The 26,752-nt window shown below is 58.9% G+C and carries 24 protein-coding genes and 1 pseudogene; 14 read left to right on the top strand and 11 right to left on the bottom strand.

Going from position 1 to position 26,752, the window contains the following annotated elements:
• Positions 1 to 29: 29 nt before the first annotated feature.
• Positions 30 to 1,559 (top strand): helicase HerA-like domain-containing protein, encoded by a 1,530-nt coding sequence (locus tag AKU94_RS05630; protein WP_050526454.1) that lies wholly within the window; start codon positions 30 to 32, stop codon positions 1,557 to 1,559.
• A 35-nt stretch (positions 1,560 to 1,594) separates the two neighbouring features.
• Here AKU94_RS05630 and guaA read toward each other — a convergent pair whose 3' ends face one another.
• Complete coding sequence (gene guaA, locus AKU94_RS05625) at positions 1,595 to 3,151, bottom strand: glutamine-hydrolyzing GMP synthase (protein ID WP_050526453.1); 1,557 nt, start codon at positions 3,149 to 3,151, stop codon at positions 1,595 to 1,597.
• A gap of 228 nt (positions 3,152 to 3,379) precedes the next feature.
• On the opposite strand from guaA, the gene AKU94_RS05620 reads away from it, so the two are divergent.
• Positions 3,380 to 4,921: a trimethylamine methyltransferase family protein gene (locus AKU94_RS05620; RefSeq protein WP_050526334.1), complete on the top strand. Its 1,542-nt coding sequence runs from the start codon at positions 3,380 to 3,382 to the stop codon at positions 4,919 to 4,921.
• Between the two features lie 76 nt (positions 4,922 to 4,997).
• On the opposite strand, the gene AKU94_RS05615 is transcribed toward AKU94_RS05620, so the two are convergent.
• Complete coding sequence (locus tag AKU94_RS05615; protein ID WP_050526333.1) at positions 4,998 to 5,288, bottom strand: DUF6477 family protein; 291 nt, start codon at positions 5,286 to 5,288, stop codon at positions 4,998 to 5,000.
• A 221-nt stretch (positions 5,289 to 5,509) separates the two neighbouring features.
• Here AKU94_RS05615 and AKU94_RS05610 point away from each other — a divergent pair, with 221 nt between their 5' ends.
• Positions 5,510 to 6,619, top strand: a complete 1,110-nt coding sequence (locus AKU94_RS05610) for a DUF6456 domain-containing protein (protein ID WP_050526332.1) — start codon at positions 5,510 to 5,512, stop codon at positions 6,617 to 6,619.
• A gap of 120 nt (positions 6,620 to 6,739) precedes the next feature.
• The gene (lipA, locus tag AKU94_RS05605; RefSeq protein ID WP_157056443.1) at positions 6,740 to 7,672 is read left to right on the top strand and encodes a lipoyl synthase; all 933 of its coding nucleotides are present in this window, start codon (positions 6,740 to 6,742) and stop codon (positions 7,670 to 7,672) included.
• A 10-nt stretch (positions 7,673 to 7,682) separates the two neighbouring features.
• Here the strand turns inward: lipA and AKU94_RS05600 are convergent, their stop codons facing one another.
• From AKU94_RS05600 to hpt, 4 genes are all read right to left on the bottom strand, one after another.
• Positions 7,683 to 8,576, bottom strand: coding sequence for a cytochrome c (locus AKU94_RS05600; protein WP_050526330.1), 894 nt, complete (start codon positions 8,574 to 8,576; stop codon positions 7,683 to 7,685).
• 77 nt (positions 8,577 to 8,653) lie between these two features.
• The gene (locus AKU94_RS05595) at positions 8,654 to 8,842 is read right to left on the bottom strand and encodes a hypothetical protein (protein WP_050526329.1); all 189 of its coding nucleotides are present in this window, start codon (positions 8,840 to 8,842) and stop codon (positions 8,654 to 8,656) included.
• Entirely contained in the window at positions 8,839 to 9,330 is a 492-nt protein-coding gene (locus AKU94_RS05590; RefSeq protein WP_050526328.1) for a mismatch-specific DNA-glycosylase, read from the bottom strand. Before AKU94_RS05590 ends, AKU94_RS05595 begins: the two co-directional genes overlap by 4 nt.
• Positions 9,330 to 9,875 (bottom strand): hypoxanthine phosphoribosyltransferase, encoded by a 546-nt coding sequence (gene hpt, locus AKU94_RS05585; protein WP_050526452.1) that lies wholly within the window; start codon positions 9,873 to 9,875, stop codon positions 9,330 to 9,332. Before hpt ends, AKU94_RS05590 begins: the two co-directional genes overlap by 1 nt.
• Before the next feature lie 78 nt (positions 9,876 to 9,953).
• Here hpt and AKU94_RS05580 point away from each other — a divergent pair, with 78 nt between their 5' ends.
• Entirely contained in the window at positions 9,954 to 10,406 is a 453-nt protein-coding gene (locus AKU94_RS05580) for a type II toxin-antitoxin system RatA family toxin (protein ID WP_050526327.1), read from the top strand.
• Here AKU94_RS05580 and AKU94_RS05575 read toward each other — a convergent pair.
• The 4 genes from AKU94_RS05575 to ispD are packed head-to-tail and all read right to left on the bottom strand — an operon-like array spanning position 10,403 to position 12,506.
• On the bottom strand, positions 10,403 to 10,870 hold the full coding sequence (locus tag AKU94_RS05575; RefSeq protein WP_050526326.1) for a CinA family protein: 468 nt from the start codon (positions 10,868 to 10,870) through the stop codon (positions 10,403 to 10,405). The two genes, AKU94_RS05580 and AKU94_RS05575, sit on opposite strands and share 4 nt — an antisense overlap.
• Positions 10,867 to 11,364 (bottom strand): phosphatidylglycerophosphatase A family protein, encoded by a 498-nt coding sequence (locus tag AKU94_RS05570; protein WP_050526325.1) that lies wholly within the window; start codon positions 11,362 to 11,364, stop codon positions 10,867 to 10,869. Before AKU94_RS05570 ends, AKU94_RS05575 begins: the two co-directional genes overlap by 4 nt.
• A complete protein-coding gene (ispF, locus tag AKU94_RS05565; RefSeq protein ID WP_050526324.1) occupies positions 11,361 to 11,840 on the bottom strand; it encodes a 2-C-methyl-D-erythritol 2,4-cyclodiphosphate synthase in 480 nt (159 codons plus the stop codon). The genes AKU94_RS05570 and ispF overlap by 4 nt, the downstream gene beginning before the upstream one ends.
• Positions 11,841 to 12,506: a 2-C-methyl-D-erythritol 4-phosphate cytidylyltransferase gene (gene ispD / locus AKU94_RS05560; RefSeq protein ID WP_050526451.1), complete on the bottom strand. Its 666-nt coding sequence runs from the start codon at positions 12,504 to 12,506 to the stop codon at positions 11,841 to 11,843.
• Positions 12,507 to 12,695: 189 nt separating this feature from the next.
• On the opposite strand from ispD, the gene dusB reads away from it, so the two are divergent.
• The 9 genes from dusB to hflX all read left to right on the top strand — a co-directional run bounded on the left by dusB (position 12,696) and on the right by hflX (position 24,527).
• Positions 12,696 to 13,670 (top strand): tRNA dihydrouridine synthase DusB, encoded by a 975-nt coding sequence (dusB, locus tag AKU94_RS05555; RefSeq protein WP_050526450.1) that lies wholly within the window; start codon positions 12,696 to 12,698, stop codon positions 13,668 to 13,670.
• Complete coding sequence (locus AKU94_RS05550) at positions 13,667 to 14,725, top strand: two-component system sensor histidine kinase NtrB (protein WP_050526323.1); 1,059 nt, start codon at positions 13,667 to 13,669, stop codon at positions 14,723 to 14,725. The genes dusB and AKU94_RS05550 overlap by 4 nt, the downstream gene beginning before the upstream one ends.
• 3 nt (positions 14,726 to 14,728) lie before the next feature.
• Positions 14,729 to 16,090 carry a sigma-54-dependent Fis family transcriptional regulator gene (locus AKU94_RS05545; RefSeq protein ID WP_050526322.1) on the top strand — a complete coding sequence of 454 codons (1,362 nt, stop codon included), beginning with the start codon at positions 14,729 to 14,731 and terminating at the stop codon, positions 16,088 to 16,090.
• Between the two features lie 97 nt (positions 16,091 to 16,187).
• The gene (locus tag AKU94_RS05540) at positions 16,188 to 18,440 is read left to right on the top strand and encodes a sensor histidine kinase NtrY-like (RefSeq protein ID WP_050526449.1); all 2,253 of its coding nucleotides are present in this window, start codon (positions 16,188 to 16,190) and stop codon (positions 18,438 to 18,440) included.
• Complete coding sequence (ntrX, locus tag AKU94_RS05535) at positions 18,437 to 19,849, top strand: nitrogen assimilation response regulator NtrX (protein ID WP_050526321.1); 1,413 nt, start codon at positions 18,437 to 18,439, stop codon at positions 19,847 to 19,849. Before AKU94_RS05540 ends, ntrX begins: the two co-directional genes overlap by 4 nt.
• Before the next feature lie 73 nt (positions 19,850 to 19,922).
• The gene (trkA, locus tag AKU94_RS05530; RefSeq protein WP_050526320.1) at positions 19,923 to 21,299 is read left to right on the top strand and encodes a Trk system potassium transporter TrkA; all 1,377 of its coding nucleotides are present in this window, start codon (positions 19,923 to 19,925) and stop codon (positions 21,297 to 21,299) included.
• Positions 21,300 to 21,308: 9 nt separating this feature from the next.
• A complete protein-coding gene (locus AKU94_RS05525) occupies positions 21,309 to 22,820 on the top strand; it encodes a TrkH family potassium uptake protein (protein WP_050526448.1) in 1,512 nt (503 codons plus the stop codon).
• 142 nt (positions 22,821 to 22,962) lie between these two features.
• Positions 22,963 to 23,196: an RNA chaperone Hfq gene (gene hfq, locus AKU94_RS05520; protein ID WP_022704857.1), complete on the top strand. Its 234-nt coding sequence runs from the start codon at positions 22,963 to 22,965 to the stop codon at positions 23,194 to 23,196.
• A gap of 92 nt (positions 23,197 to 23,288) precedes the next feature.
• The gene (hflX, locus tag AKU94_RS05515) at positions 23,289 to 24,527 is read left to right on the top strand and encodes a GTPase HflX (protein WP_050526447.1); all 1,239 of its coding nucleotides are present in this window, start codon (positions 23,289 to 23,291) and stop codon (positions 24,525 to 24,527) included.
• A 1,178-nt stretch (positions 24,528 to 25,705) separates the two neighbouring features.
• On the opposite strand, the pseudogene AKU94_RS05505 reads toward hflX, so the two are convergent.
• Positions 25,706 to 26,739: pseudogene (locus AKU94_RS05505) on the bottom strand (TRAP transporter substrate-binding protein).
• Between the last annotated feature and the right edge of the window lie 13 nt (positions 26,740 to 26,752).

Raw genomic sequence — 26,752 nt, 5'->3', positions numbered from 1 at the left:
TGGTTTGGGTGAAAGGGGAATGCGTGGCGATTACATCGAGTATTTTCGTTGGTGGCGGCAATGAGGCGTATGGCACACCGCAGAATTTGTTGCTGGGCTATGGTAACAGGCATGGGTTGATTGCGGGGGCCACGGGGACGGGGAAAACCGTGACCCTGCAGATCCTCGCCGAAGGGTTCTCGGCCGCCGGGGTGCCGGTGTTCCTGTCGGACGTGAAGGGCGATCTTTCGGGGATCGGCTTGGCCGGATCAGAAGGCCACAAGCTGCATGACGCCTTTATGGCGCGGGCCGCAACCATCGGGCTTAATCTGGACTACAGCGCCTTTCCTGTGACCTTTTGGGATCTGTTCGGCAAGCAGGGCCATCCGGTGCGCACCACCGTGGCCGAGATGGGCCCCTTGCTGATTTCGCGCCTGCTGGAGCTTTCGGATGCGCAAGAGGGCGTGATTAATGTGGCCTTCCGGCTGGCCGATGATGAGGGTCTGCCGATGTATGACCTCAAGGATCTGCGCGCGATGCTGACCTTTATCGCCGAGAACGCGCGCGAGATCAGCACGACTTACGGGCTTGTTTCCACCCGCTCCATCGGGGCGATCCAGCGCCGGTTGCTTGTGTTGGAAAATCAAGGTGGGGACCATTTATTTGGCGAACCCGCGCTGGAGCTGGCCGATATGATGCAGCTGGACGCCGGGGGGCGCGGGCGCATTAACATTCTGGCCGCAGATCAGCTGATGGGATCGCCACGGCTTTATTCGACGTTCCTGTTGTGGTTGCTCTCGGAATTGTTTGAGGAGCTGCCAGAGGTTGGCAATCCCGACAAGCCCAAGCTGGTGTTCTTTTTCGATGAGGCGCATTTGCTGTTTGACGGCGCGCCCAAGGCCTTGGTGGATAAGGTGGAACAGGTCGTGCGCCTGATCCGCTCCAAGGGGGTGGGGGTGTTTTTCGTCACGCAAAAGCCCGGTGATGTGCCCGATGATGTGCTGGCACAGCTTGGCAACCGCGTGCAGCATGCCTTGCGGGTGTTCACCCCGCGCGATCAACGCGATCTGAAGCTGGCGGCGCAGACCTATCGGACCAACCCGCGTTTTTCGACCGAAGAGGCGATCAAGCAGGTTGGCACCGGTGAGGCAGTGACGTCGTTTCTGGAGGACAAAGGCATTCCCGGCGTGGTGGAGCGCACCTTGATCCGCCCGCCAAGCAGCCAGCTTGGCCCGATTGATGCCGCGACCCGTGCCGCCCTGATGGCCGCATCCCCTGTTGCGGGGAAGTATGAAGCACGGTTTGACCGCGATTCGGCGCATGAACGTTTGCTGGCCCGCGCCGAAGCCGCGGCCAAGGAAGTGGCCGAAGCCGAGGCCGCAGAGGCCCGCGCCGAAACTCAGGCCCGGGAGTTCAATTCCGCGCGCCGCTATGACGGGGGACGGGTCACATCTCGCAAGGCCCGCACATCCGACAGCGTCGGAACCGCCTTTGCCAAGAGCTTTGCGCGGCAATTGGGCACCAAAAGCGGTCAGGCACTCGTGCGCGGAATTTTGGGGTCGTTCTTTAAAAGCCGCTGAAATAACAGCGCGCCCTCAATCGGGGCGCGCTTGGATCATTCCCATTCAATGGTGCCGGGCGGCTTTGATGTAATGTCGTAAGTAACCCGGTTAATGCCTTGGACTTCATTGATAATCCGCGTGGCGGTTTCACCAAGAAATTCATGGCTAAAGGGATAGTAATCCGCCGTCATACCATCGACCGAGGTCACCGCGCGCAAGGCGCAAGCAAAATCATAGGTCCGCCCGTCGCCCATAACGCCCACGGTCCGCACCGGAAGGATGGCGACAAAAGCCTGCCAGATATCATCATACAGCCCGTGCTTGCGGATCTGGTCGATATAGACGGCATCGGCCTTTTTCAGGATCGCCAGCTTTTCGCGGGTGATCTCACCGGGACAGCGAATGGCCAGACCGGGGCCGGGGAAGGGATGGCGACCGATGAAAGACGGCGGCAGGCCAAGTTCACGACCAAGCGCGCGCACCTCATCCTTGAACAATTCGCGCAAAGGTTCGACCAGTTTCAGGCCCATCTTTTCAGGCAGGCCACCGACATTGTGGTGCGATTTGATCGTCACCGAAGGGCCGCCCGAAAAGCTGACCGATTCGATCACATCAGGGTAAAGCGTGCCTTGGGCCAGAAATTCCGCACCCTCGATTTGATTTGCGTATTTCTGGAAGACATCGATGAACAAGCCACCGATAATCTTGCGCTTGGTTTCGGGGTCGGACACGCCGTCGAGCTTGCCGAGGAACAGCTCTGATTCGTCGGCATGAATCAGCGGGATGTTGTAATTCTCGCCAAACATCTTGACGACTTCTTCGGCCTCATTCTGGCGCAGCAGCCCGTGGTCAACGAAAACGCAGGTCAACTGGTCGCCAATGGCCTCATGGATCAAAACCGCCGCAACAGAGCTGTCGACGCCGCCCGAAAGCCCGCAGATCACCCGTTTGTCACCGACCTGTTCGCGGATCTTGGCGATGGCATCCTCGCGGTAGGCGCCCATGGTCCAGTCACCGGCAAAACCGGCGATGCGGACAAAATTCTCATAGAACTTCGCACCATTCGGGGTGTGGTGCACCTCGGGGTGGAATTGCACGGCATAGAAACGACGCTCAATATCGGCGGTGATCGCAAAAGGCGCATTGGGCGAGGTGCCGTAAACTTCAAACCCCGGTGCGATTATGGAAACATGGTCGCCATGCGACATCCAGACCTGCTCGCGGTCAGCGGCAAACCAGCCGTCCAGCAGATCGGTTTGCGCCTGTGTTGGCGTCACAAAGGCGCGGCCAAATTCGGCGGTACCATGACCGCGCTCAACCTGCCCGCCAAGGCAATGCATCATCACCTGTTGGCCATAACAAATGCCCAACACCGGCACGCCCAGATCAAACACCGCCTTTGGCGGCATCGGCGCGCCCTCAGCAAAGACAGACGCAGGACCCCCCGAAAGGATAACCGCCTTGGGGTCGAATTCGGCCAGAAAGACGTCCGTCACCTTATTGAAAGGGTGGATTTCGCAATAGACGTTCAACTCTCGCAAGCGGCGCGCAATAAGCTGCGTTACTTGGGACCCGAAGTCGATGATAAGAAGGCGCTCATGATGTGTCATGGGTGGGCAATAAGCGTGGCGCGACAGAATCGCAAGAGGGCAAAGCAACCCTATGGGCGCGACGGATGGCCGGCTGGCTCATTTCACCGGTTTTTGCCAAATTGAAACAGCGTGATGCCTATGCCCCAATGTCGGTTTTGGGTGGTATATGACGGAATTGGCAAGGGTAGCGGCGCCGGGTTGGGCCATAAAGGCACCAAGACTGCGTAGGGCTTGGGGAGATTGAGGATGACTGAGGGTACAAAGCGCAGGGCGCGGGGCGGGGGAGGCTCGGCACGGCGGGCAGAGCGGACAGCCGTCAGCTTTGACGTGGCAAAATACATCAGCCGCAATATCCCGAATTTCGAGATTCTGAACGAAGAAGCCCTGGAGATCATCGAGCATAACGCGGAAACCGTGCTTGAAGAGATTGGCGTGAATTTCGTCGACAATCCGGCCGCTTTGGACCGTTGGCGCGCAGCAGGTGCAGATGTGAAGGGCGAGCGGGTACATATCCCGCGCGGCTTGGCACGCAAACTTTGCGCCACGGCGCCTTCAAGTTTTACCCAGCACGCCCGCAACGCCGAGCGTTCGGTGGAAATCGGCGGCCGCAATCTGGTGCTGGCGCCGGTTTACGGCCCCCCCTTCGTGCGCGACCGTGAGGGCGGGCGGCGCTATGCCACCATGGCGGATTTTGAGAAATTCGTGAAACTGGGCTATATGTCGAAATGGTTGCACCATTCCGGCGGCACGGTTTGTGAGCCGACGGATGTTCCGGTGAACAAGCGCCATCTGGATATGTTGCGCGCGCATATGGTGCTTTCGGACAAGCCGTTTATGGGTTCGGTCACCGAACCCGAACGTGCCAGAGATTCGGTCGAAATGTCCAAGCTGCTGTTCGGTGCGGAGTTCGTTGACCAGAACGTGGTGCTGACCAGCTTAATCAATATCAACTCGCCGTTAACCTTTGATTCGACGATGATGGGCGCACTGGAGGCCTATGCCACCGCAGGGCAGGCGGCTATTATTTCGCCCTTTATTGTGGGCGGGGCAATGGCACCGGTCACGGTGGCAGGTACCCTGACGCAGGTGCTGGCCGAGGTGCTTGCGGGTGTGGCCTATAGCCAGTTGGTGCGCCCCGGTGCGCCGGCGATTTTCGGCGCATTTGTGACCTCGATCGATATGAACTCTGGCGCGCCGACCTTTGGCACCCCCGAGGCTGCGCATATCACCTATGGCGCGGGGCAGCTTGCCCGCCGGTTGGGGCTGCCGTACCGATCCGGCGGGGCGTTTTGTGGATCGAAACTGCCTGATGCGCAGGCAGCCTATGAAACCGCCAACAGCCTCAATATGGCGCTTTTGTCGGGGGTGAACTTCATGCTGCACGCTTGTGGCTGGCTTGAAGGCGGGCTTGTCGCCTCCTTTGAGAAATTCGTGATGGATGCCGACCAGCTTGGCGCTTTGCATCATCTGGCCCAAGGGATTTCGATGGATGACAACGGGCAGGCGATGGACGCACTGCGCGAGGTCGGTCCGGGGGGGCATTTCCTTGGCTGCGAACACACACAAAAGAATTTCAAATCAGCGTTTTGGCGGTCAGACCTGCTGGATTACAAACCCTTTGAGACATGGTACGAAGAGGGCGCGCGCGATACCGAAACATTGGCGGCAAACCGTGTGGCCAAAATGGTTGGCGACTATCAAGCGCCTGCGCTGGATGAGGGGATTCGCGAGGCGATTGATGATTATGTCGCGCGTAAAAAAGCCTCTATGCCGGACGCATTTGCCTAAAGCCATCTGTTCTTGGCAAAATGGCCCCGCTGTGAAAGGCGGGGCCATTTTGCGTTCAGGCAACAGTTGCGCTGCCTTATGCGCCGGCGTGATTGCGCAGCAAGCGCAGCTCTGCCATCATTGCGATCAAGAGATCGACGTGGCGCGCGATGGAATAGCCAGCATCCCCACGGCGACGTGTTTCCTCTGCCAGTTCCTCGGCATCGCGTAAACGGGCCAATGCCGCCTCGGGGGAGGGGGGGGAAACCGCGTTGATCAACCGGCGCAAATCCCGATCCCGGCGGTAATCCTGAATGCCGTGGCGTGCGGCGCGGATCAGTAAACGGGGACGGCGGAGATTCGCAAGGATTGTGCTGATGTCTGACATTTGGTGCTCCTGAAATTTGTTGCACCAGCATGCACCATTACAACCCTGCGTTGCGTTTTGGGCCGTTCCACCGCGCGCTGCTTTCGCATTTGTTTATGATTTGGAAACAATTATGGACGAAAGCGAAGATGTTAACGAACAGGTAAGAAATGCTGCCCAGAGTTGCGACTGTCCAGAATGGGACCAATGGCCTAACTGCAAAGGCACCACAGGACGCTGTAATGGGATCAAACCTGAGCTCGGAGTTTTCGCTGCCTGCATGGCTGCCGGATGCGGCACGCCTGTACCTTGACCATACGGAGCAGGGGGTCTCTCTGCGGCAATTGGCGCGCCGTGAGGGATGCCATGCGTCGACCGTGATGCGACAGGTACGCCGCTATGAAAACCGACGCGATGATCCCTTGGTGGATGAGGCGCTGTCGGCATTCGGGCGGGTGCAGGAAAACGACGCTTGCAACATCAGCCAGAAGGATGCCACTGCCATGACAGCCCCTATCAGACAAGACGGATTGAAAATTGACGATGCGACAATCATGCACGAAGGGCGCCGTGTTTTGCGGCGTCTGGCCGAGGTGGATACCGTGCTGGCGATTGCGCAAGATATGGATAAGGCGGCGGTTTTGCGCAGCTTTCCTGACGGGCGTACCCTGCGCCTTGCCGTGATTGATCGCAGCTTGGCGCAGGCTTTTGCGCTGAAGGACTGGATCTCTTGTGAGAAGCAGGGTCGGGTCTCGACCTATCAGATCACACAAGCCGGGCGCGCGGCCTATAAGCGGATGGTGCCGGGGGATGCGGGGGGCATGGCCGAGGCGCCGGCCCAATTTGGTGACCAGCATCGCGATTGGGCCACCCGCGATGTGCCTGAGGCCGGAGAGGAGCGCCGGGTGCGCTATAATGCCGCTGAAAGCCCGGTTCAGGTTCTGGCGCGCAGGCGCGACCGCGACGGCAAACCCTTTCTGGCGGCCGAGTTGGTGGGGGCGGCCGAACAGCTGCGGATGGATTTTGAGCTGGCACAGATGGGCCCCCGGGTCACCCAGAACTGGGAGCGATTCTTGACTGGCGGCGATCGCGGCAGCTTTGCGCCGGATGGAAAAACCGGCGGGGGGGCCTCGGATGCGCGTGAACGGGTTTCGGTGGCCCTGCGGGATCTGGGGCCGGGGCTTGGCGATATGGTTCTGCGCTGCTGCTGTTTTCTGGAGGGGCTGGAGGTTGCGGAAAAACGCATGGGCTGGTCGGCGCGCTCGGGCAAGATCGTGCTGCGCATCGCCTTGCAACGTCTGCGGCTGCATTATGACACCCATTACGGCAAACACGGTCCGATGATCGGGTAAGGATCCGCGCCCGCCACAGTGGCAATCGGGCGGGCGCGGTACTGGTTGTCTCAGCCCGCAAAAGAGCGTATCCATGAAGGAGCCATTTTTTCGGGGAGTCTAACCTTGCGTGACCTTAAAATGCCGGACCAGCGCCACCCTGAAAAGGCGCATCGCGTTGACAATGAACAACCCAAGAAACCTTCATGGATTCGTGTCAAAGCCCCTTCATCGGAAGGCTACAAGAAAACGCGCGAGATTTTGAAAGAACAAAAGCTGGTCACGGTTTGTGAAGAGGCCGGCTGTCCCAATGTCGGCGAATGCTGGGGGCAGGGCCATGCCACCATGATGATCATGGGCGAGATCTGCACCCGTGGTTGCACCTTTTGCAATGTTGCCACCGGCAAGCCGCAAACGCTTGATGTCTTTGAGCCAGGTCGTGTCGCCCATGCGGTACAGCAATTGGGCCTGAACCATGTGGTGATTACATCGGTGGACCGCGACGATCTCGAAGATGGCGGGGCCGATCACTTTGCCCAGACCATTCGCGCAGTCCGTCATCGCAGCCCGGAAACCACGATTGAAATTCTGACACCCGATTTCCTGAAATGTGCGCCCGAGGTTCTGGAAAAGGTCGTTGAGGCCCGCCCCGATGTGTTCAACCACAATCTCGAAACCGTTCCTGGCCTTTATCCAACCGTTCGCCCCGGTGCGCGTTATTTCCACAGCCTGCGCCTGTTGCAGCGGGTCAAGGAGCTGGACCCTACGATGTTCACCAAATCCGGCATCATGGTCGGCTTGGGCGAGGATGCGCAGTCCGTACGGCAGGTGATGGATGATATGCGGGCCGCCGATGTCGATTTCCTAACCATCGGGCAATATTTGCAACCAACGCCGAAACACCACCGCGTTGACCGTTTCGTCACCCCGGATGAGTTCAAAGCCTATGAAACGGCTGCTTACGGCAAGGGATTCTTGATGGTTTCGGCCACGCCCCTGACACGGTCAAGCTATCACGCGGGGGAGGATTTTGCCCAGATGCGTGCAGCTCGATTGGCAAAGCTGGCGCAGTAACGCGCCAGTTTCAGTTCGAAACCGACGGTACACGCTTGAGGTAGGCCGCGACGGCGGCACGGTCCGATTCGGGCAGCCGCGCCATGTTTTCGACCACATGCACCATATGCCCGCCGACGGAATCATACTCCGGTGTGAAGCCGCTGGTCAGATAGGCTTTGATGTCGACCTCATCCCAGTCAAGTGCGGCAGGCGTGATGTTAGGGATGCTGCCCTTACCCGAAGGATCCGGCCCGCCCGCCAGCCATTTGCCCCGCTCCATCCCGCCAAGCACATTGCGCGGGGTGTGGCATTCGCCGCAATGGGCCAGCGCCTCCGACAGATAGCGGCCACGGGTTTCCGCCTCGGTCAGATCACCGTCAATCACCCAGTCATCTGATTCGAAAAGAAACTTCCAGCCACCAAGGCTGCGCCGGATGTTAAAGGGAAAGCCGACCTCATGCGGTTGGCTTGGCGCGCTGCTGGCGGGCAGCCCGTCCATAAAGGCTTTGAGGTCAACCACATCCTGAACGTCCATCTTGTTATAGGCGTTATAGGGGAAGGCCGGATAATAATGCTCCCCTTCGGGCGAAACGCCGCGCATCACCGCATTGGCAAAGGCCGCAACCGGCCATGCCCCGATGCCGTTTACCGGATCCGGAGAAATGTTGGGCGCAAGAAATATCCCAAAGGGGGAGGGGAATCGCTGCCCGCCCGCCAGCACCAGTTCTGCCTCGCCCTCGGCCCCCTCGGCCATATGGCATGAGGCACAGCCCGCCGCCCAAAATACGGCCTCCCCTGCCTCGGCGTCGCCGGTCAACCCTGCTGTGACCTCGGGCGCAAGGGTCTTGGGCGCGGTGACAAACCAGAACACGCCCCCGCCGATCAGGGCAAGAACAGAGGCGGAAACAATAAGACGGCGCATCACGGGGCTCCTGTCGTTGGACGGGTTTGGACCAGTCTGGCGGGTTTATAGCGATCGTGCAAGTCGCGCCCGATTCATCAAAGGCCCGGCATCCGGTGCGCCCGCCCGCCGCCATTGGGCGTAAGCGCCTCTGGCCAGCCAAAGAAATACTCCACCCCGAACAGCAAAAGACAGATCAGAATGACCCCCAGAACCAGTTTCACATGCCCTTCTGAGGGCGGCCTTCGCACCCATTGCGCCATACGCAGGAACCAGCGATAATTCATGACATCGCCCGAATATGATCGGCCAGCGCCTGCCAGGGGGCCGCGCTGAAGGTGGCACGCGCAGCCCCCGAAGGCGAGGGCAGCACCCAAAGGGTCAGATCCGGAAAAACCGCCGATCGGGTGCGGCCCGGCGGATGGCGGGTCCCAAGGGCGATTTTGGCGGCGGTCAGGCTGGTGAAGGCCAGCACCTTTGGGCCTACATAGGCGATGGCTGCAGCAAGCCGGTCGGGGGCATAGGCCGCAGAGGGGATGTCACGGTCCATCCCCGAAACGCCCTTGGCCAGATCGGTCAACCCGATCCCAAGCGCGGGCAGCAGATGATCTTCATCCGGGGTAAACAGGCGGGGCGTCAGGCCGGTTTCAAACAACAGCGGCCAAAACCGGTTGCCGGGGCCTGCGTAATAATGCCCCCGCGCCGCGGATTTCGCGCTTGCCGCCGTGCCGCAAAATACCAGCCTCATCCCCGGTTGCAACAGATCGGGCAGCATCACTGCCCATCCGTAAACCGCACCTTGCCGATATAGGGCAGGTTGCGGTTACGCTGTGCAAAATCAATGCCGTAACCGACGACAAACTCATCGGGGATCTCGAATCCGGTCCATGTCGCCTTGACCTCTACCTCGCGGCGGCTGGGTTTATCGAGCAAAACACAGACCTCCATCCGCGCGGGTTTGCGCGATTCGAGCAGCTGCAAAACATGATGCAGGGTAAAGCCGGTATCGACGATATCCTCGACCACCAAGACATCACGCCCCGCGATCTCACCGCGCAGATCCTTGAGGATGCGCACCTCACGGCTGCTTTTTGTGCTGTCGCCATAGCTGGACGCCTCAAGGAAATCGACCTCTACCGGCAAATCCAGTTCACGCACCAGATCGGCGATGAACACGAAGGATCCGCGCAAAAGCCCAACAACCACCAGCTTCTCGGTGCCGTCGAAACGGGCCTTGATCTCGGTCGCCAACTCCTCGATTCGGGCGGCGATGGACTTGGCCGAAATCATCTGGTCTATGACATAAGGTCTCGATTGCATGGTCAGCCCCTTGATTTCCCCGGCCTGTTTATCCAATACCATGCCCCAAGTCACGCCAAAGCGGATAAGAATTGCCATATGCCACGCCATTCCGAAACCAAGCGGCTGCGCTATAGCGCCGATCAGATGTATGCGCTTGTTGCCGATGTCGGCAGCTATCCCAAATTCCTGCCGTGGAACTCTGCCGCGCGCATCCGGTCGCGCCGCCCGATTGATGGCGGCGAGGTGCTGGAGGCCGATCTGGTGATCAGCTTCAAGGTGTTCCGCGAACGTTTCGGAAGCCGCGTCACCCTCTGGCACGAGGCACGCAAGATCGACACCGAATATCTGGACGGGCCGTTCCGCTATTTGAAATCCACCTGGGCGTTTCGTGATGTCGAGGGTGGGTGCGAGATTGATTTCATGGTGGATTTTGAATTCAAGAACGCGATTTTGCAGAGCATCATCGGGGTGGTCTTTAATGAGGCAATGCACCGTATCGTCCGCGCGTTTGAACGCCGCGCCGAAGAGCTTTACGGAGGCCGCCCCTAGGCCAGCGCCGTCGCCAGCAAGCCAAGGGCATGGCAGGTTGCGGCAAGCCGGACCTCGTCACGGCCGAGCGGACCAAATTCCACCGTTTCCACCTGCGTCGGCTGACCTGATCGTGCAATGCCAAAGCAGACCCGACCTTCGGGCTTATGCTCAGACCCGCCGGGCCCTGCGATGCCAGTGATGGACACCGCCAGCCCGACGCCCGCGTTATCCATCGCACCTTTCGCCATTTCCAGCGCCACGGGTTCGGAAACCGCGCCATATCGGGCAAGCGTTTGGGGGGAAACACCCAGCATGGCCATTTTTGCCGCGTTGGAATAGGTGACAAAGCCGCGGTCAAACACATCCGACGATCCGGCAATATCGGTCAGCGCCGCTGAGACCATCCCGCCGGTACAGCTTTCGGCGGTGGCGATGGTCACACCCTGCGCCCGGGCGGCGGCAAGGATTTCGGTCGGCGTCATATCACCACCAGATGCACGATTGCGGCCAAAAGCCCGGTGCCGATACCGGCAAACAGCCCCGCCCAAAGGTCATCGATCATCACCCCGTCGGCATCGCCGCGCGCATCGGCCCGCCCCACCAGCCACGGCTTCCAGATATCAAAAAGCCGGAACAACAAGAAGGCCACCACCCAACCCGGATAGGGAAAATTGCTGCTGTCCAAGCCGATATACCAAAAGCCGAAGGAGGGCACCAAAAGGGCTATCCACTGGCCCGCGACCTCGTCGATCACGATCTCGGAAGGGTCATCACCGGGGCGGTGGCCCAACTCACGGCGGCAGGCCCAAAATCCGGCTACAGTTACGAGGATCATGGCCACCAACAGCAGCGGAAAATGCCCGATCCGATGCAAAAGCAGCCCCAGCGCCACCGCCGCCAAAGAACCCCAAGTGCCCGGCGCAGGGCGCAAAAGCCCGACGCCAAAGAAGATCGACAGGATACGACTTGCGGTCATGGTTTCACCAATGTTGCTGTGGCGATGGCGGCGATGCCTTCTTCGCGGCCGGTAAAGCCGAGGCTTTCACTGGTCGTCGCCTTGACGGAAATACGGTCCAGATCCACACCCATGATCCCTGCCAAGGCCGCGCGCATCGCCTCGGCGTGGGGCCCGATTTTCGGGCGCTCACAGATCAGCGTCACATCGGCATTGCCAAGCGCAAAACCGCGCGCCCGCGCCTGTTCTATCGCATGGGCCAGAAAGATATGGCTGGCGGCCCCCTTCCACTGCGGGTCCGAGGGCGGAAAATGCCGCCCGATATCGCCCAAGGCCAGCGCGCCATAAATCGCATCGGTCAGCGCATGCATCCCCACATCGGCATCCGAATGACCCAAAAGCCCGCGCCCATGCGGCAGCTTCACACCACAAAGCCAAAGGTGATCGCCCTCGCAAAAGGCGTGCACATCAAAGCCGTTACCAAGCCTTACATCCATTCAAGCCTCCTGTTGGTGTTGTGCCAAAATCTTTTCGGCGCGTAAAAAATCGCCGGGCAGAGTGATCTTAATATTGTCTTCTTCGCCTTCAACGATGGCAACTGCAAGCCCTGCGGCACGCGCAACCTCGACATCATCGGCGGCATTGCCCGGATGGGCGCGGTGCGCGGCAAGGATCGGGGTCAGGTGAAAGGCCTGCGGGGTCTGGGCACGAAACAAATGGGCGCGGTCTTGCACGCCTGTGACCAAGCCACCATCTCCACGCCAAAGCGCATCGGTAACCGGCAGCGCGGGGGCTGCGGCGGGGACATTTTGCAGCGCGGCCTGAAGGCGGGCGATCAGGCCGGAGGTCACAAAGGGGCGCGCACCGTCATGGATGAAAACTGTGGAAACAGTTTCAGGATCAAGCGTTTCCAAGGCATTCCTGACCGATTGCGCACGATTTTCACCCCCTGTCACCAAATCCACATTCGGACCGAGACAGGCCGCACGGCTCATATCATCGGGATGCAGGGTGACAATAATATGGGCAAAGCCGAAGGCCCGAAAGGCATCAACCGTATAGGCAAGCACGGGTCTTGCCCCCAGCATTTGCCATTGCTTTGGCAGATCGCCCCCGGCACGCAATCCGCGCCCTGCGGCAGTAATGATGACAGCGCTTGTCATTTGGGCACCCCGATCAAACTTGGCATCGGTTCTAGGCCAAGCCTCTTGCCGGGGCAATGGGCAGGGCGACCCCGCATTTAGCTTAAAAAACAGGCAATGCATGTTTTTCAGTCATTTTATCCGTGCTATGGTTTGTATTCTGCCTGCCCCCGCTTTAATCAAACAGAAAACCAAACAAAGGCGCCCTCCGTGCTCATCGGTCCTATTTCTATCGCTCCACCTGTCTTGCTCGCCCCTTTGGCGGGGATTACCGACTTGCCGTTCCGCCGCCTTGTCGCGCGGTTTGGCGCCGGGCTTGTCGTGTCTGAAATGGTTGCCAGCCAAGAGGTCGTGCAGGCGCGGCCACTGGCCCGGGCGCGGGCTGAACTGGGCTTTGACCAACAGGCAACATCCGTGCAGCTTGCCGGACGGGAGGCCTATTGGATGGGCGAGGCCGCGCGCTATGTCGAAAGCATGGGCGCGCAGATGATCGACATCAATATGGGCTGCCCCGCAAAAAAGGTGACCACCGGCTATTCCGGTTCAGCGTTGATGAAAGATCCCGATCACGCGCTGAGGTTGATCGAGGCTGTTGTGGGGGCTGTCTCGGTTCCGGTGACACTGAAAACCCGCTTGGGATGGGATGATGATATGCTCAACGCCCCCGAGATCGCGCGCCGTGCCGAAGGGGCTGGGGTCGCCATGATCACCATTCACGGGCGCACGCGTTGCCAGTTCTACAAAGGAGCCGCCGATTGGGCCGCAATTCGCGCCGTCAAAGAGGCGGTATCGATTCCGGTGATTGCCAATGGGGATGTGCTGGGCCCGCAATCGGCCGCGGCAGCACTTGAGGCATCCGACGCGGATGGTGTGATGGTGGGACGCGGGGCGCAAGGCAGGCCTTGGGTCTTGGCACAAATCGCCGCGCGGGTGTTCGGCGCGCCTGCACCTGCGATACCGCAAGGGTCAGCCCTCGGCGATATGGTCGTCGGCCATTATCAGGACATGCTTGGATTTTACGGCAAGGAATTGGGCGTCAAAGTCGCGCGCAAACATCTGGGCTGGTATCTGGAGACCGCAGGTCTGGTCGCCGCACGCGGGCGGGTGATGACCCAAAGTGACCCGACGACGCTTGTCGCAGACCTCCATGCGCTTTTTGCCGATGCAGAACCGGTGGCGGCATGATGGTACCTGCTACACTCTGGGCCGCCTTGCCAACGCCTGCGATGATGATCAATGCAAAAGGGCGGGTCGCGGCGGTAAACCCCGCAGCCGAAGACTTCCTCAACCTGTCTGCCCGCACCCTGATCGGCCGCCCTCTGCTGGAGCGTTTGCACATCAATGCCGAGATGGAGCAGGTAATGGCGCGGGTTATCGCCACGCAGTCCTCTATCGTCATCAATGACATCGAGATGACAACAGGGGCCCGCGCGCCAGAGCCGTGCCGCCTGCAATTTGCCCCCATCCAAGATCAGGAAACGTTGCTATTGCTGATTTTCCCCTTGGAGATTGCGGAAAAGGTGGGCCGTGCGGCGGCGGCAAATTCGGCGGCGAAATCGGCGATCGGCATGGCCGAAATGCTTGCCCATGAGATCAAGAACCCCTTGGCCGGGATCTCTGGTGCGGCGCAATTGCTGGCGATGAACCTCTCGGTTGAGGATCGCGAACTTTCGGACCTGATTGTGCTGGAAACCCGCCGCATCGTGAAACTGCTTGAGCAGGTTGAACAATTCGGAAATCTGCGCCCGCCAGAGCGCGCGGCGGTGAACATCCATGACGCCTTGGCACGCGCACGGCAATCTGCCTTGGTCGGCTTTGCCCGAAATGTGGCGATTATCCAAGATTACGACCCGTCATTGCCCGATACATTCGCCGATTCCGATCAGCTTATGCAGGTGTTTTTGAACCTGATCAAAAACGCGGTAGAGGCGGGGGCAAAGAATATTCGCCTGCACACATTCTATGATTTGTCACTGCGCTTGCGACGTCAGGACGGAACGGACACCCCCTTGGCGCTACAGGTGGAAATAACGGATGACGGGCGCGGGATCTCGCCCGACATTGCACAGAATATCTTTGAGCCCTTTGTGTCGGGGCGTGAAAATGGCACGGGGCTGGGGCTGGCATTGGCATCGAAGATTGTGCTGGATCATGACGGCCGGATTGCGGTTGACGCGGCCCCCGGACGCACCACGTTCCGGCTTTCCCTCCCCCTGGCTCCTAAAAAAGCGAAAGGCTGATCAATGGATGGCACGGTTCTTGTTGCAGATGATGATCGTACGATCCGTACGGTTTTGACACAGGCACTTACGCGGGCGGGGTGCAAGGTACATGCCACCGCCAGCCTGACGACCTTGATGCGCTGGGTCGATGAGGGCAAAGGCGATCTTGTCATCTCGGATGTGATGATGCCCGATGGCAATGGGTTGCAGGCCTTGCCTCAAATTGCCGCCCGACGTCCCGGCCTGCCGGTGATTGTGATCTCGGCGCAAAACACCATCATGACGGCTATTCAGGCAACCGAGGCCGAGGCTTTTGACTATCTGCCCAAACCCTTCGATCTGCCCGATCTGATGAAACGTTGTGCCCGCGCGCTGGACCGCAAGCGCGTGCGCCAGCAAACGCTGGCCCCGCGCGCAGTGGGGGATGATTTGCCCTTGGTAGGGCGCACGGCATCGATGCAGGCGCTCTATCAATTGGTGGCAAAGGTGATGAACACCGATTTGCCGGTGCTGATAACGGGCGAGTCGGGCACCGGGAAATCGCTCGTGGCCCGGGCCATCCATGACTTTTCCGACCGCCGCGCCCAAGGGCTTATTGTGTTGCAAGAACAGGATCTGGCCAGTGCCGAGGATCAAGCAGACCTATTGCACCGCGCCAAAGGCGGCAGCCTAATTTTGGATGAGGTTGCCGATTATGACGATGACCTGCAGTTGCGGATCGTGCGGATGATGGATTCGATGGGCGATGAGGCACCGCGGATCATGGCTACCTCGCAAACCGATCTTGCCGCGCGTATGGCTGAGGGGCGGTTTCGCTCGGACCTGTTTTACCGGCTTGGCGGGGTGACGATTCAGGTCCCCCCCCTGCGCGAAAGGGTCGAGGATATCGCCCTGTTGGCAGAACATTTCCTGACCCGCAGCGCCTGGGACGGCGGCACCATGCGGAGCTTGTCAAAAGAGGCCCAAGACGCCCTGCGCAACCATTTCTGGCCCGGCAATGTGCGGCAGTTGGAAAACATGATGCGCAGGCTTTCGGTTACAGGGACGGGACCAGAGATCACAGGCGCAGAGGTGAGCCTGATCCTCGGGCACAATCCGGTACAGCCACCAACGGCCGGTGTCGTTGGCGATGAGAAGCTGGCCGATGCGGTTGCGCGCCATTTGCAACGCTACTTTGACCTGCATGGTGATACCCTGCCGCCACCGGGGGTATATAGCCGCATTTTGCGAGAGTTTGAGGCCCCTTTGATTGAGATCGCCTTGGACGCAACCGGCGGCAATCAGGCTAAATGTGCCGATCTTTTGGGGATCAACCGCAATACTTTGCGTAAAAAGATCGTAGATCTGGAAATTCGCGTGACACGGCGCCGCAAGGTGATGTAAAACCGCCACATGGGGCGTGTCATTCTTGACCTATGGCAAGAAAGACATGCTGAGGAATGGGGCTCCGTTGGTTGCCCTGCTTGTGGTGGGGGCAGAATTGCCGGCTTTAACGCGAAGCAACACATGGCTGCGGCTGACCCGTCTACGCAGGCAGCGGCGTTTTCAGACGATCATGACCATTGTTCTGGTGACACTTGGCCCCGTGCTGGCCTTTGCCACATTCATGGCGCTGGGACCGTTTGACCAAGGCGCGCGCTCGCTGTTTTTGCGACTGATCCTCTTGGCCGATCTGGTCTATATTCTGGTCGTGGCCTCTTTGGTGCTGGCGCGCGTCTCACGGATGATCACCGACCGGCGCAGCAAATCGGCCGGCTCGCGCCTGCATTTGCGCATGTCGGGGATTTTTGCCGCCCTTGCGCTGACGCCCACGGTTCTGGTCGCGGTTTTTGCCACCATCACCTTCAATGTCGGGCTGGAGGGCTGGTTCTCAGAGCGGGTGCGCGCGGTTGTCGGCAACTCTCTGGCCGCGGCAGAGGCCTATGACGGCGAACACCGGCAGGATCTGATCGAGGATGTGAACGCCCTTGGCGCCTATCTGAATGTGGCCAAGCAAAGCACTTTCTTTCTGGCCGATGACCAGTTGCGCCCGCTTTTGACCCAAGGGCAGGCGGTCATCCAGCGCGGGCTCAAAGAGGCCTATCTGGTCGATGGCACCGGTGATCTGAAAACCCGAGGAGAGCGTTCCTATCTCTTTGGTTTTGAGGCTTTGACGACAGATCAGATCGCGCGGGCGCGGGCGGGTGAAACCGTGCTGATCGAGGATTGGCCCAATGACGAGCTGCGCGCGCTGGTGTTCCTAAATGCCTATGCCGACCGGTTCCTCTATGTCACCCGCGAGGTGGACGGCACCATCCTGAGCCTGCTGGATGAGACCCGCGAAACGGTCGCGCTTTATCAACAGCTGGAGGCAGAGCGCGGACGGCTGCTGTTTGAATTCGGGCTGTTGTATCTTGGCTTTGCGCTGATCCTGATTCTGGCGGCGATCTGGCTGGGGCTTTGGCTGGCCGAGCGGCTGTCGCGCCCCGTCGGGCGGCTTGCGGGGGCGGCGCAGATGGTCGGCAGCGGCAACCTTGATGTGCAGATCCCCGAAGAGGACGGCGATGACGAGATCGCCATGGTTGGCCGGTTGTTCAACCAGATGACTCGCCAGTTGAAAGGCCAGCATGAGGCTTTGGTCCAGATCAACGTGGAAACCGAGGGACGGCGGCGTTTGTTTGATTCCGTGCTGTCGTCGATCACGGCGGGGGTGATCGGGCTTGATGCCAACGGGCGGGTGGATTTCGTGAACCGCGCCGCCGAACGCATGCTGGATATGAAGGGGGCGGGCCACGGCGGCGAACTGGCATTGGTTGTTCCTGAATTCGAGGCGATGTTCCACAAGCTGCACGACGGGCTTGGCGCGTCGGTTCAAGAGGAATTGCGCCTGACCCGCAAGGGCCGCATGGAAAGCCTGCTGGTACGGATGAGCGTGCGACAGTCGGACACCGGCACGCTTGAAGGCTATGTTGTGGCCTTTGACGATGTGACCGACCTTGTCTCGGCCCAGCGGATGGCCGCTTGGGGCGATGTCGCCCGCCGCATCGCCCATGAGATCAAGAACCCGCTGACCCCGATCCAGCTTTCGGCCGAACGCATCAAGCGCAAGTTCCGCCCGCTGGTGGGCGACAAGGTTGCCGATCTGGAGCAATATACCGATGTGATCGTGCGCCAGACCAACGACCTGCGCCGCATTGTCGACGAGTTCTCTAAATTCGCCCGCATGCCCGAACCCGTGCGCCGCGAAGAGGATCTGGCCAAGATCCTGCGCGATGCCGTGACCTTGCAAGAGGCGGGCCTGCCGGATGTCCATTTTGTGACGGATATTCCTGATGAGTCGGTGATGATGGATCTGGACGCGACGATGATCTCTCAATCGCTCACCAACCTGATCAAAAACGGCGGAGAAGCCATTGAAACGCTTATTGAAAAAAGCGGAGGTGATGTCATCTCCGAGCTTCGGATCAGCTTGGATGTGACCGATGATCACGCCTATATCCGCATCGCCGACAGCGGTATCGGCCTGCCGCCGGACCGGGCGCGGCTGTTTGAACCCTATGTCACCACCCGCAGCAAGGGCACCGGCCTTGGCCTGCCGATTGTGAAAAAGATTATCGAGGAACACGGCGGCACGCTGGCGCTTCTGGATGCAGAGATTTTTGAAGGTAACACCCATGCCGGAGCGATGGCTGAAATATGCCTGCCACGGCTTCGGGCCAAAAACGTCAGCCGTAAGGCAGAGGGAGCGATATGAGCAGTATTCTGATCGTAGATGATGAGCGTGATATTCGTGAATTGATCGGGGATATCCTGAAGGACGAAGGCTATGCCGTGCGGCTTGCCGGCAATTCCGATGACTGTATGGCGGAAATCGGGGCCGAGGCGCCTTCGCTGATGATCCTCGATATCTGGCTAAAAGACAGCCAGATGGACGGGATCGACATCCTGAAAACCGTAAAGCGCGACAACCCCGATATTCCGGTGGTCATTATTTCGGGGCATGGCAATATCGAAATTGCCGTCGCCGCGATCAAACAGGGGGCTTATGACTTTATCGAAAAGCCCTTTAACATCGATCAACTGATGGTGGTTGTCAGCCGCGCGATGGAGACCAGCCGTTTGCGCCGTGAAAACACCGACCTGCGGCGGCGCGATACCACCTCTTCGGACATGCTCGGCTCCAGCACGGCATTCAAGGCGCTGAAGGTCCAGTTGGAAAAAGTCACCAAATCCAACGGGCGGGTCATGCTCTCGGGGCCGGCCGGATCGGGCAAGGAATTGGCCGCGCGCTTTATACATGCCAATTCGAACCGGGCCAGCGCGCCCTTTGTCACCGTCACCTCTGCCACAATCGAACCGGAACATATGGAAGAGGTCCTCTTTGGCCGCGAAACCCCGGACCGCGGGGTGGAGCAGGGGTTGTTGGAACAGGCGCATGGCGGTGTGGTTTACCTTGACGAGGTGGCAGAGATGCCACTGGGCACCCAGACCAAGATCCTGCGCGTGCTGGTGGACCAGCAATTCACCCGCGTTGGGGGCGTGGATAAGGTGCGGGTCGATCTGCGGGTAATCTCCTCGACCACCCGCGATTTGCGCGCCGAGATTGCTGCGGGCCGCTTCCGTCAGGAACTTTACGACCGGCTGAACGTGGTGCCGATCGCCGTGCCCAGCCTTGAGGAACGCCGTGAGGATATCCCCGAGTTAGCCGCCTATTTCATCGATATGTTCCACCGCACCCAAGGCCTGCCCGCACGTAGCCTGACGGGGGATGCCGAGGCGATGCTGCAAACCATGCAATGGCCGGGCAACGTGCGCCAATTGCGCAACGTCATCGAACGGGTCTTGATTTTGGGCGATGGTGCCGGTCCGGTGGATGTAAAAGAGCTGCCGGGGCAAGAGACGGCAAGCCATGAAGAGGGGCGTATGGTGCTGGGCGGGGCGCTGGCCACTTTGCCATTGCGCGAGGCACGCGAGCTGTTTGAAAAGGAATATCTTCTGACCCAGATCAACCGGTTCGGCGGCAATATCAGCCGCACTGCCAGCTTTGTCGGCATGGAGCGCAGCGCGCTGCACCGCAAGCTCAAATCCTTGGGCGTCGTGACCACCACTAAATCGGGGGCGCGGCAGGCCCGTATCGAAGACAGCGATGAGGCACAGGCCTAGGCGTGCGTTGACCAATCGGCCCAGTTCTGCCAATGAAGGTGCTGGAATGCCGCCACCACGGAGTTGAAGGCCCATGAAAGTGATCATTTGTGGCGCAGGGCAGGTCGGCTGGCAAATCGCGCGCCATCTGTCGGGTGAAAATAACGACGTGACGGTGGTGGATTTCAACGCCGATCTGGTGCGACGCGCAACCGACACGCTTGACGTGCAAGGGATCGTTGGCTTTGCCAGCTACCCGGATGTGCTGGCGCGGGCAGGCGCGCGTGATGCCGATATGATCATCGCCGCCACCCATTCCGACGAGGTGAATATGGTCACCTGTCAGGTGGCGCATTCGGTGTTCTCGGTGCCGCGTAAAATCGCGCGGCTGCGCGCGCAAAGCTATCTTGATGCGATCTACGCCGATCTGTATCGCCGCGATCATATGCCCATCGATGTGGTGATCAGCCCTGAAAAAGAAGTGGCCGAGGCCGCCTTGCAACGTCTGGCCGCCCCGGCAACCTTTGACGCCGAAAGCTTCATGGACGGGCAATCGCAAATTTTGGGGATCGTGCTGGATGATGATTGTCCCGTGCTGAATACCCCCTTGCGGCAATTGTCCGAACTGTTTTCGACCCTGCGGGCCACGGTGGTTGGCGTGCGCCGCAACGAGCGGCTCTTTGCCCCCGAGGCGGGCGACCAGCTTTTTTCAGGCGACCGGATCTATGTGTTCATCCATAATGACGACCTGACCCGCACGCTTGAGATCTTTGGCAAAACCACCCGCAAACAAGAACGCGTCGTGATCGTGGGTGGGGGGAATGTCGGGCTGGCGGTGGCCACAGCTCTTGAAGCGCGGGTGGAGCGGATGCGCGCCAAGATGATCGAAAAGAGCCGCACCCGCGCCGAGAAGGCCGCCGACGCGCTGGAACGGACCATCGTTTTGAACGGTGACGGCATGGATATCGAAATACTGATGGAAGCGGGCATCGACCGCGCCGATGCCGTGCTCTGCGTGACCGATGACGATAAAACCAACCTACTGGTGGCGGTGCGGGCCAAACAGGCGGGCTGTCCGATGGCGATTGCGCTGGTCAATGATCCGACACTGGTCCCGCTTATGGATGCGCTGGATATCGACGCCTTTATCAACCCTCGCGCGACCACTGTATCCTCAATCTTGCGCCATATCCGGCATGGGCGTGTGCGCTCCATCTATTCCATCGGTGATGCCGAGGCCGAGGTGATCGAGGCGCAGGTGCTGTCTACTTCACCGCTGGCCGGGCGTGCGATCCGTGAGATTGATTTCCCCGAAGGGGTGCTGGTCGGCGCGGTAATGAAGGGGGGAAAAGTGGTGAAACCCACTGGCGATCTGCGGATGGAGGAAGGCGATGTCGTCGCGATCTTTTCTATGGCCAAGGACGTGCCAGAGGTGGGGCGCCTGCTGCAAGTCTCCGTTGATTTCTTTTGATTTGACATGATGCGCCGCATTCTGGAACTGCCGTTGCTTGTGGTCCTTACGGGGTGGGGATCGCTTGCGATGCTGTTACCTGCGGCCCATGCGGCGGTGTTTGGCAATTTTACCGTAGCGCGGCCGTTCTTTTATGGCGCGGTGATGTTTTTTATCTTTACCCTGCTGCTGGGGATTGCCACCGATAACTACCGTGCCAAGATCGCGGCGCGCAGCCAGCTTGCAGCACTATTCGGGGCCTATCTTTGGCTGCCCTTCCTTTTTGCGATCCCGTTTTCCGAGGCACTGCCCGACACCACTTTCGTCAATGCCTGGTTTGAGATGGTATCCTCTTTCACCACCACCGGCGTTACGCAATATGACATGCCGGGGCGTCTCTCGCCCTCCTTGCACCTGTGGCGCGGGCTTGTGGGCTGGCTTGGCGGGTTTTTCGTGCTGATGTCGGCAGTTGCGATATTGGCCCCGCTGAACCTTGGCGGGGTAGAGGTTCTTTCAAACCGCGTCCCCGGTCGCAGCGCAAGGGGGGTCGAGCAGATCGTCCATGGCGCGGGCCCGTCAGAGCGTATGATCCGCCATTCTGCCAAATTATTCCCCGCATACCTTGGTCTGACGGTGCTGCTTTGGGTGCTGCTTTTGATGGCGGGTGAACGTGGGATGACGGCAATTGTGCTGGCGATGTCGACGCTTTCGACCAGCGGCATCACCAACGGGCCGGGCAGCGTCAATGGGGGCCATCTGTCCGAGGTTCTGATATTTGCCTTCATGGCTTTGGCCTTGTCGCGGCGCTTTATGCCCGGATCGGTGCAGGCTGACAAAAGCCGGACACTGTGGACTGACCACGAGTTACGTCTGGCACTGACCTTTCTGGTTGTCGTGCCGCTGATCTTGTTTTCGCGTCATTGGCTTGGGGCAATGGGCGTCGAGGAACGGTTTGACGTTTTGGCCGCGGTCAAGGCGCTTTGGGGTGGGCTTTTCACCACCATGTCTTTTTTGACGACAACCGGCTTTGAAAGCGCGGATTGGCAAGAGGCGCGGTCATGGTCGGGGCTCAACAGTCCGGGCTTGGTGCTTTTGGGGCTGGCGATGATGGGGGGCGGGATTGCAACCACGGCGGGGGGACTGAAACTCTTGCGCGTCTATGCTTTGGCGCGCCACGGGGAGCGCGAGATGAACCGGCTGGTACACCCCAGCTCTATCGGCGGCGGCGGCGATAGGGAACGGCGGCTGCGACAGGGCGGGGCCTATGTGGCGTGGATATTCTTCATGCTTTATGCGCTGACGTTTTCGATTGTGATCGCGGCCCTTGCCCTGCGCGGGCTAGAGTTTGACCAAAGCCTGATCCTGACCGTCGCCGCCGTAACAACTACCGGCCCTTTGGCCATACTTGCAGCCGAGACACCGATCCGCATGATTGAACTCTCTGTTCCGGTCAAGGCCATTCTGGGTGTTGCAATGATTGTCGGACGGGTGGAAATTTTGGCAATCCTTGCGCTGCTCTCACCCGATGTATGGCGCAAATAAGGCGGTGTTATTTTGCCACATTTTCAGCTAACCCGCTTTTGGGCTGGAAACTCGGCAATTCCCGCGACATATTAGCGTGAATGCCTTGCGGGAAGGACCGCAGGTGAGGACGGTAACCAGAATAAAAAAAGGCAAAGCAATAATGGCTTCCGACAAACAAAATCTCCAAGATGCATTTTTGAATCACGTCCGGAAGGCCAAAGTCCCGGTTACGATTTTTTTGATCAATGGCGTAAAGCTGCAAGGTGTTATCACCTGGTTTGATAATTTCTGTGTGTTGTTGCGCAGGGACGGGCAGTCGCAGCTGGTTTACAAGCACGCGATTTCGACCATCATGCCAGGGGCGCCGATCAGCCTATATGAAGGCGAAGAATAAGCTTGACCGCATCTGATCACGACGACGACGGATTTTCCGTAGAGCTACGGCTTGCAGGGCATGACACGCGTGACGAGGCCACGCTTGCCTATGTGCTGCATCCCGATCTGAAAACCGCCCGCGCGCGCCGCTTGCCCGAACACGGGCTGGCCGAGGCCACCTCTCTGGCCGCCGCGCTCCCTGGATTGGAGGTGGTAGGCGGTGAGGTTGTGCGTCTGCCCAAACGTTTGCCCGGCACATTGTTCGGGACCGGCAAAGTCGCGGAAATTTCGGCCCAACTCAAGGCCCTTGAAATCGGCTTGGTCTTGATCGACGGGCCGGTCACGCCGGTGCAACAGCGCAATCTTGAAAAGGAATGGGGCGTCAAGGTGCTGGATCGCACCGGGTTGATTTTGGAAATTTTTGCTGATCGTGCCCGCACGCGCGAAGGTGTGCTGCAGGTAGAACTTGCAGCGCTTTCCTACCAACGCACGCGTCTGGTGCGGGCCTGGACCCACCTCGAACGTCAGCGCGGCGGATATGGTTTTGTGGGCGGTCCCGGCGAAACCCAGATCGAATCGGACCGTCGCGCGATCGATGATCAGGTTGTGCGCATCAGGCGTCAGCTCGACAAGGTTGTCAAAACCCGGGAGCTTCACCGCGCGGCACGGCGTAAGGTGCCCTTTCCGGTTGTGGCCTTGGTCGGCTATACCAATGCGGGAAAATCAACGCTTTTCAACCGGATCACCGGGGCTGAGGTTCTGGCCAAGGATATGCTCTTTGCCACGCTGGACCCGACAATGCGCGGCATGGAATTGCCCGACGGGCGCAAGGTGATTCTTTCCGATACGGTGGGGTTCATTTCCGATCTGCCGACACAGCTTGTCGCGGCCTTCCGCGCCACGCTGGAAGAGGTTCTGGAAGCCGATCTGATCTTGCACGTCCGCGACATCAGCCACCCCGAATCCGCGGAACAGGCGGCTGATGTGGGTGATATTCTGACCAGTCTTGGTGTGCGCAATGAGACACCGCAGTTTGAAATCTGGAACAAGCTGGATTTGGTAGATGAATCTGCGCGTGCAGCGTTGATGGCCAAGGCTGCCGCATCAGAGCGGATCTTCGCGCTCTCTGCCATCACAGGGCAGGGCGTGGATGACCTTCTGGCTGCGGTGTCAGGGGCCTTTGAGCTTAGCCGTTCGGATGCGGAATTGTCACTGGACTTCAGCATGGGCCGCGCCCACGCTTGGCTTCATGCCGAGGGCGTGATCGAGGAAGAGATCCTGACCGATACGGGCTGGACTTTGCGCGTGCGCTGGACTGAGCGTCAGGAAGCAGCCTACCGCGCGCTGTAATGGCATAAAGGCCCCGCAATTCACGCCAGCCCTTTGCGTTAAATGATGCAATATTTCCTTGGGTTGTCCAGATTTTGGCCAACCTTATCCCTGATCACACAAAATGTAGCAGTTTTTCAGGGAAATTGATTGAACCATCTCTCGAATATATCTTCGACAGGTTCCAAGCGCCGCTTACCCCGGCCCTTCCACGGAATCGACATTAACTTTTGCCGAACCCCCGATGCGGGCTTTTTATATTCCTCCGAACTCCTTTGATAAAAAAGGGAAACATTCAGCAAAAGTCAAATCGAACATTCTCCGAGGAAAGGTCATCGGCTCAGGGGCAGAGAATACATATACTTGTGGGGCTTGCGGTCAGAGCTCTGTCGTCAAAAATAATCGGGCGATTGTTCAGGAATATCGTCGTCTGAGAAGCCGGTTTTTCCGAAGCGTTCTCCAAGGACACTTGCCAAACAGAGGTCTGTGAGAATTACGGCGCGCTTCGAGAACTTAATCCTACCCTTTACCGCAAGTCGGGAAAAACTGATATGGGGCAACAACGGTTATGCTTGGGATCGTCACTATCTCTACAATCCAGCGACTATATCGAGGGTTATCGAAATCTACCGTTTCACGCATAACTGGATGGGAACCCATAAAATCAAGACAACCCCAGCAGACGCTGGGGATGGCAAAGGGCAAGATCTACGCGAGGGATCTATTCGGTTAGGATAAAAGGCTGCCCGATCTTGATGTTCTCTTTTTGCTCTTCATCCGGATACGACCACAATATTGGGATGTCTTGCTCGATGTCGTTTAAGAGATGGTCGGCCACAAATGGACCGTAATGGAAACACAATCGATAGCATTGAAAAACTGCCTGTCATTGTCTTCGCGATACTCGTGTATTGCGTTTTGGTCGTGAAAATAAACCTGATCAGTCTTGAGAAACCGCTCCGTTCGATAACCAGCCGACTTGTAAGACATGCAGATATAGGCTGTCTCGTTCTCATTGGATCTACTCACAAGCTCTTTAATGCTATCGAATATCGCCATTCTATTCTCAGCTCTTTACTGCTGAGGAGATGGGTTCAGATTCTGGCAAAGAAAATATAAAATCCACGGCAGTCAGAGCTTGCCGTGGATTGCATCATTCAACGTAGAGGGCTGGCAATTCGCGAAGCCTTTTGCATGGATCAGCCGTAGCGGTAGGGCCTTCCGGCTTTTTCCATCGTGGCGTTATACTCTTTGAAGACCGATACAACCTTTGCCTTCACCTCTGATTCGGCGGCAATTTCATCCCAGAAGGTCTGTGCGGCTTTTTCCACCTGCGCCCATTCGGCATCAGGGATTGAGGTCAGCTTCAGCTTGGGCCCATTGACGCGCAAATCGGCCTCGCCGCCCCAATACCAATGCTGGCGGTGGTAATGTGATTGCTCAAAGCACACCTTGACCAGCATTTGCAGATGTGGCGGCAGCTCATTCCAGCGGTCCATATTGGCAAAGAAATGCCCGATCCAAGCGCCCGAGATATTATTGGTCAGGAAGTAATTGGTCACATTGGCCCAGCCCACGGTATAGACCTCGGTGATGCCGGACCATGCAATGCCGTCCAACTCTCCGGTTGGACCGCAACCTCAATATCTTCCCATGGCAGGGTGACAGGCACCACGCCGAATTGCGACAGGAAACGCCCCGCCGTCGGAAAGGTAAAGATGCGCTTGCCCTTCAGATCCTCAAGGCTGTTGATGGGATCTTTGGTCGCAAAATGGCAGGGGTCCCATGCGCCGGCACTGATGTGTTTCACGCCGACCTTGGCGTATTCTTCGTCCCAGATCTCATTCAACCCGTATTGGTTGAACAGCACCGGCACATCCAGCGAATAGCGGCTGGCAAAGGGGAAATAGCCGCCGAACACGGTGACATCGGTGGGGCTTGCCATGCTGTCATCATCCGATTGCACCGCGTCAATGGTGCCGCGCTGCATGGCCTGGAACAGCTCGCTCGTGGGGACCAATTGGTCGGCGTAATAAAGCTCGATCTCCATCTGCCCTTCGGCAATGGCGTTGAATTGGTCGATGGCAGGCTTGATCACCTCGGCGCCCAAGGCGGCCCCGGCATAGGTCTGCAAGCGCCATTTGATCGGCGCTTGGGCAAGGGCAGGGGCGGCCAGCGTCGAGGCACCGGCGGCCATCACGCCCGAGGTCAGGAACTTTCTTCTGGTGGTCATTGGAACTCTCCTT

The sequence above is a fragment of the Pseudorhodobacter aquimaris genome (assembly GCF_001202025.1).
Taxonomy (GTDB): domain Bacteria; phylum Pseudomonadota; class Alphaproteobacteria; order Rhodobacterales; family Rhodobacteraceae; genus Pseudorhodobacter; species Pseudorhodobacter aquimaris.
This window is presented reverse-complemented; position numbering and strand designations above follow the sequence as displayed.

Excerpts from the sequence above, each read along its gene's own strand:
- AKU94_RS05545 (WP_050526322.1), top strand. The coding sequence starts at position 14,729 with ATGGATGGCACGGTTCTTGTTGCAGATGATGATCGTACGATCCGTACG.
- guaA (WP_050526453.1), bottom strand. The coding sequence starts at position 3,151 with ATGACACATCATGAGCGCCTTCTTATCATCGACTTCGGGTCCCAAGTA.
- trkA (WP_050526320.1), top strand. The coding sequence starts at position 19,923 with ATGAAAGTGATCATTTGTGGCGCAGGGCAGGTCGGCTGGCAAATCGCG.
- AKU94_RS05600 (WP_050526330.1), bottom strand. The coding sequence starts at position 8,576 with ATGCGCCGTCTTATTGTTTCCGCCTCTGTTCTTGCCCTGATCGGCGGG.
- hfq (WP_022704857.1), top strand. The coding sequence starts at position 22,963 with ATGGCTTCCGACAAACAAAATCTCCAAGATGCATTTTTGAATCACGTC.
- AKU94_RS05590 (WP_050526328.1), bottom strand. The coding sequence starts at position 9,330 with ATGCTGCCCGATCTGTTGCAACCGGGGATGAGGCTGGTATTTTGCGGC.
- AKU94_RS05525 (WP_050526448.1), top strand. The coding sequence starts at position 21,309 with ATGCGCCGCATTCTGGAACTGCCGTTGCTTGTGGTCCTTACGGGGTGG.
- AKU94_RS05615 (WP_050526333.1), bottom strand. The coding sequence starts at position 5,288 with ATGTCAGACATCAGCACAATCCTTGCGAATCTCCGCCGTCCCCGTTTA.
- lipA (WP_157056443.1), top strand. The coding sequence starts at position 6,740 with ATGCCGGACCAGCGCCACCCTGAAAAGGCGCATCGCGTTGACAATGAA.
- ntrX (WP_050526321.1), top strand. The coding sequence starts at position 18,437 with ATGAGCAGTATTCTGATCGTAGATGATGAGCGTGATATTCGTGAATTG.
- AKU94_RS05580 (WP_050526327.1), top strand. The coding sequence starts at position 9,954 with ATGCCACGCCATTCCGAAACCAAGCGGCTGCGCTATAGCGCCGATCAG.
- AKU94_RS05570 (WP_050526325.1), bottom strand. The coding sequence starts at position 11,364 with ATGACCGCAAGTCGTATCCTGTCGATCTTCTTTGGCGTCGGGCTTTTG.
- AKU94_RS05550 (WP_050526323.1), top strand. The coding sequence starts at position 13,667 with ATGATGGTACCTGCTACACTCTGGGCCGCCTTGCCAACGCCTGCGATG.
- ispD (WP_050526451.1), bottom strand. The coding sequence starts at position 12,506 with ATGACAAGCGCTGTCATCATTACTGCCGCAGGGCGCGGATTGCGTGCC.
- AKU94_RS05575 (WP_050526326.1), bottom strand. The coding sequence starts at position 10,870 with ATGACGCCGACCGAAATCCTTGCCGCCGCCCGGGCGCAGGGTGTGACC.
- AKU94_RS05595 (WP_050526329.1), bottom strand. The coding sequence starts at position 8,842 with ATGAATTATCGCTGGTTCCTGCGTATGGCGCAATGGGTGCGAAGGCCG.
- hpt (WP_050526452.1), bottom strand. The coding sequence starts at position 9,875 with ATGCAATCGAGACCTTATGTCATAGACCAGATGATTTCGGCCAAGTCC.
- ispF (WP_050526324.1), bottom strand. The coding sequence starts at position 11,840 with ATGGATGTAAGGCTTGGTAACGGCTTTGATGTGCACGCCTTTTGCGAG.
- AKU94_RS05620 (WP_050526334.1), top strand. The coding sequence starts at position 3,380 with ATGACTGAGGGTACAAAGCGCAGGGCGCGGGGCGGGGGAGGCTCGGCA.
- AKU94_RS05610 (WP_050526332.1), top strand. The coding sequence starts at position 5,510 with ATGGGATCAAACCTGAGCTCGGAGTTTTCGCTGCCTGCATGGCTGCCG.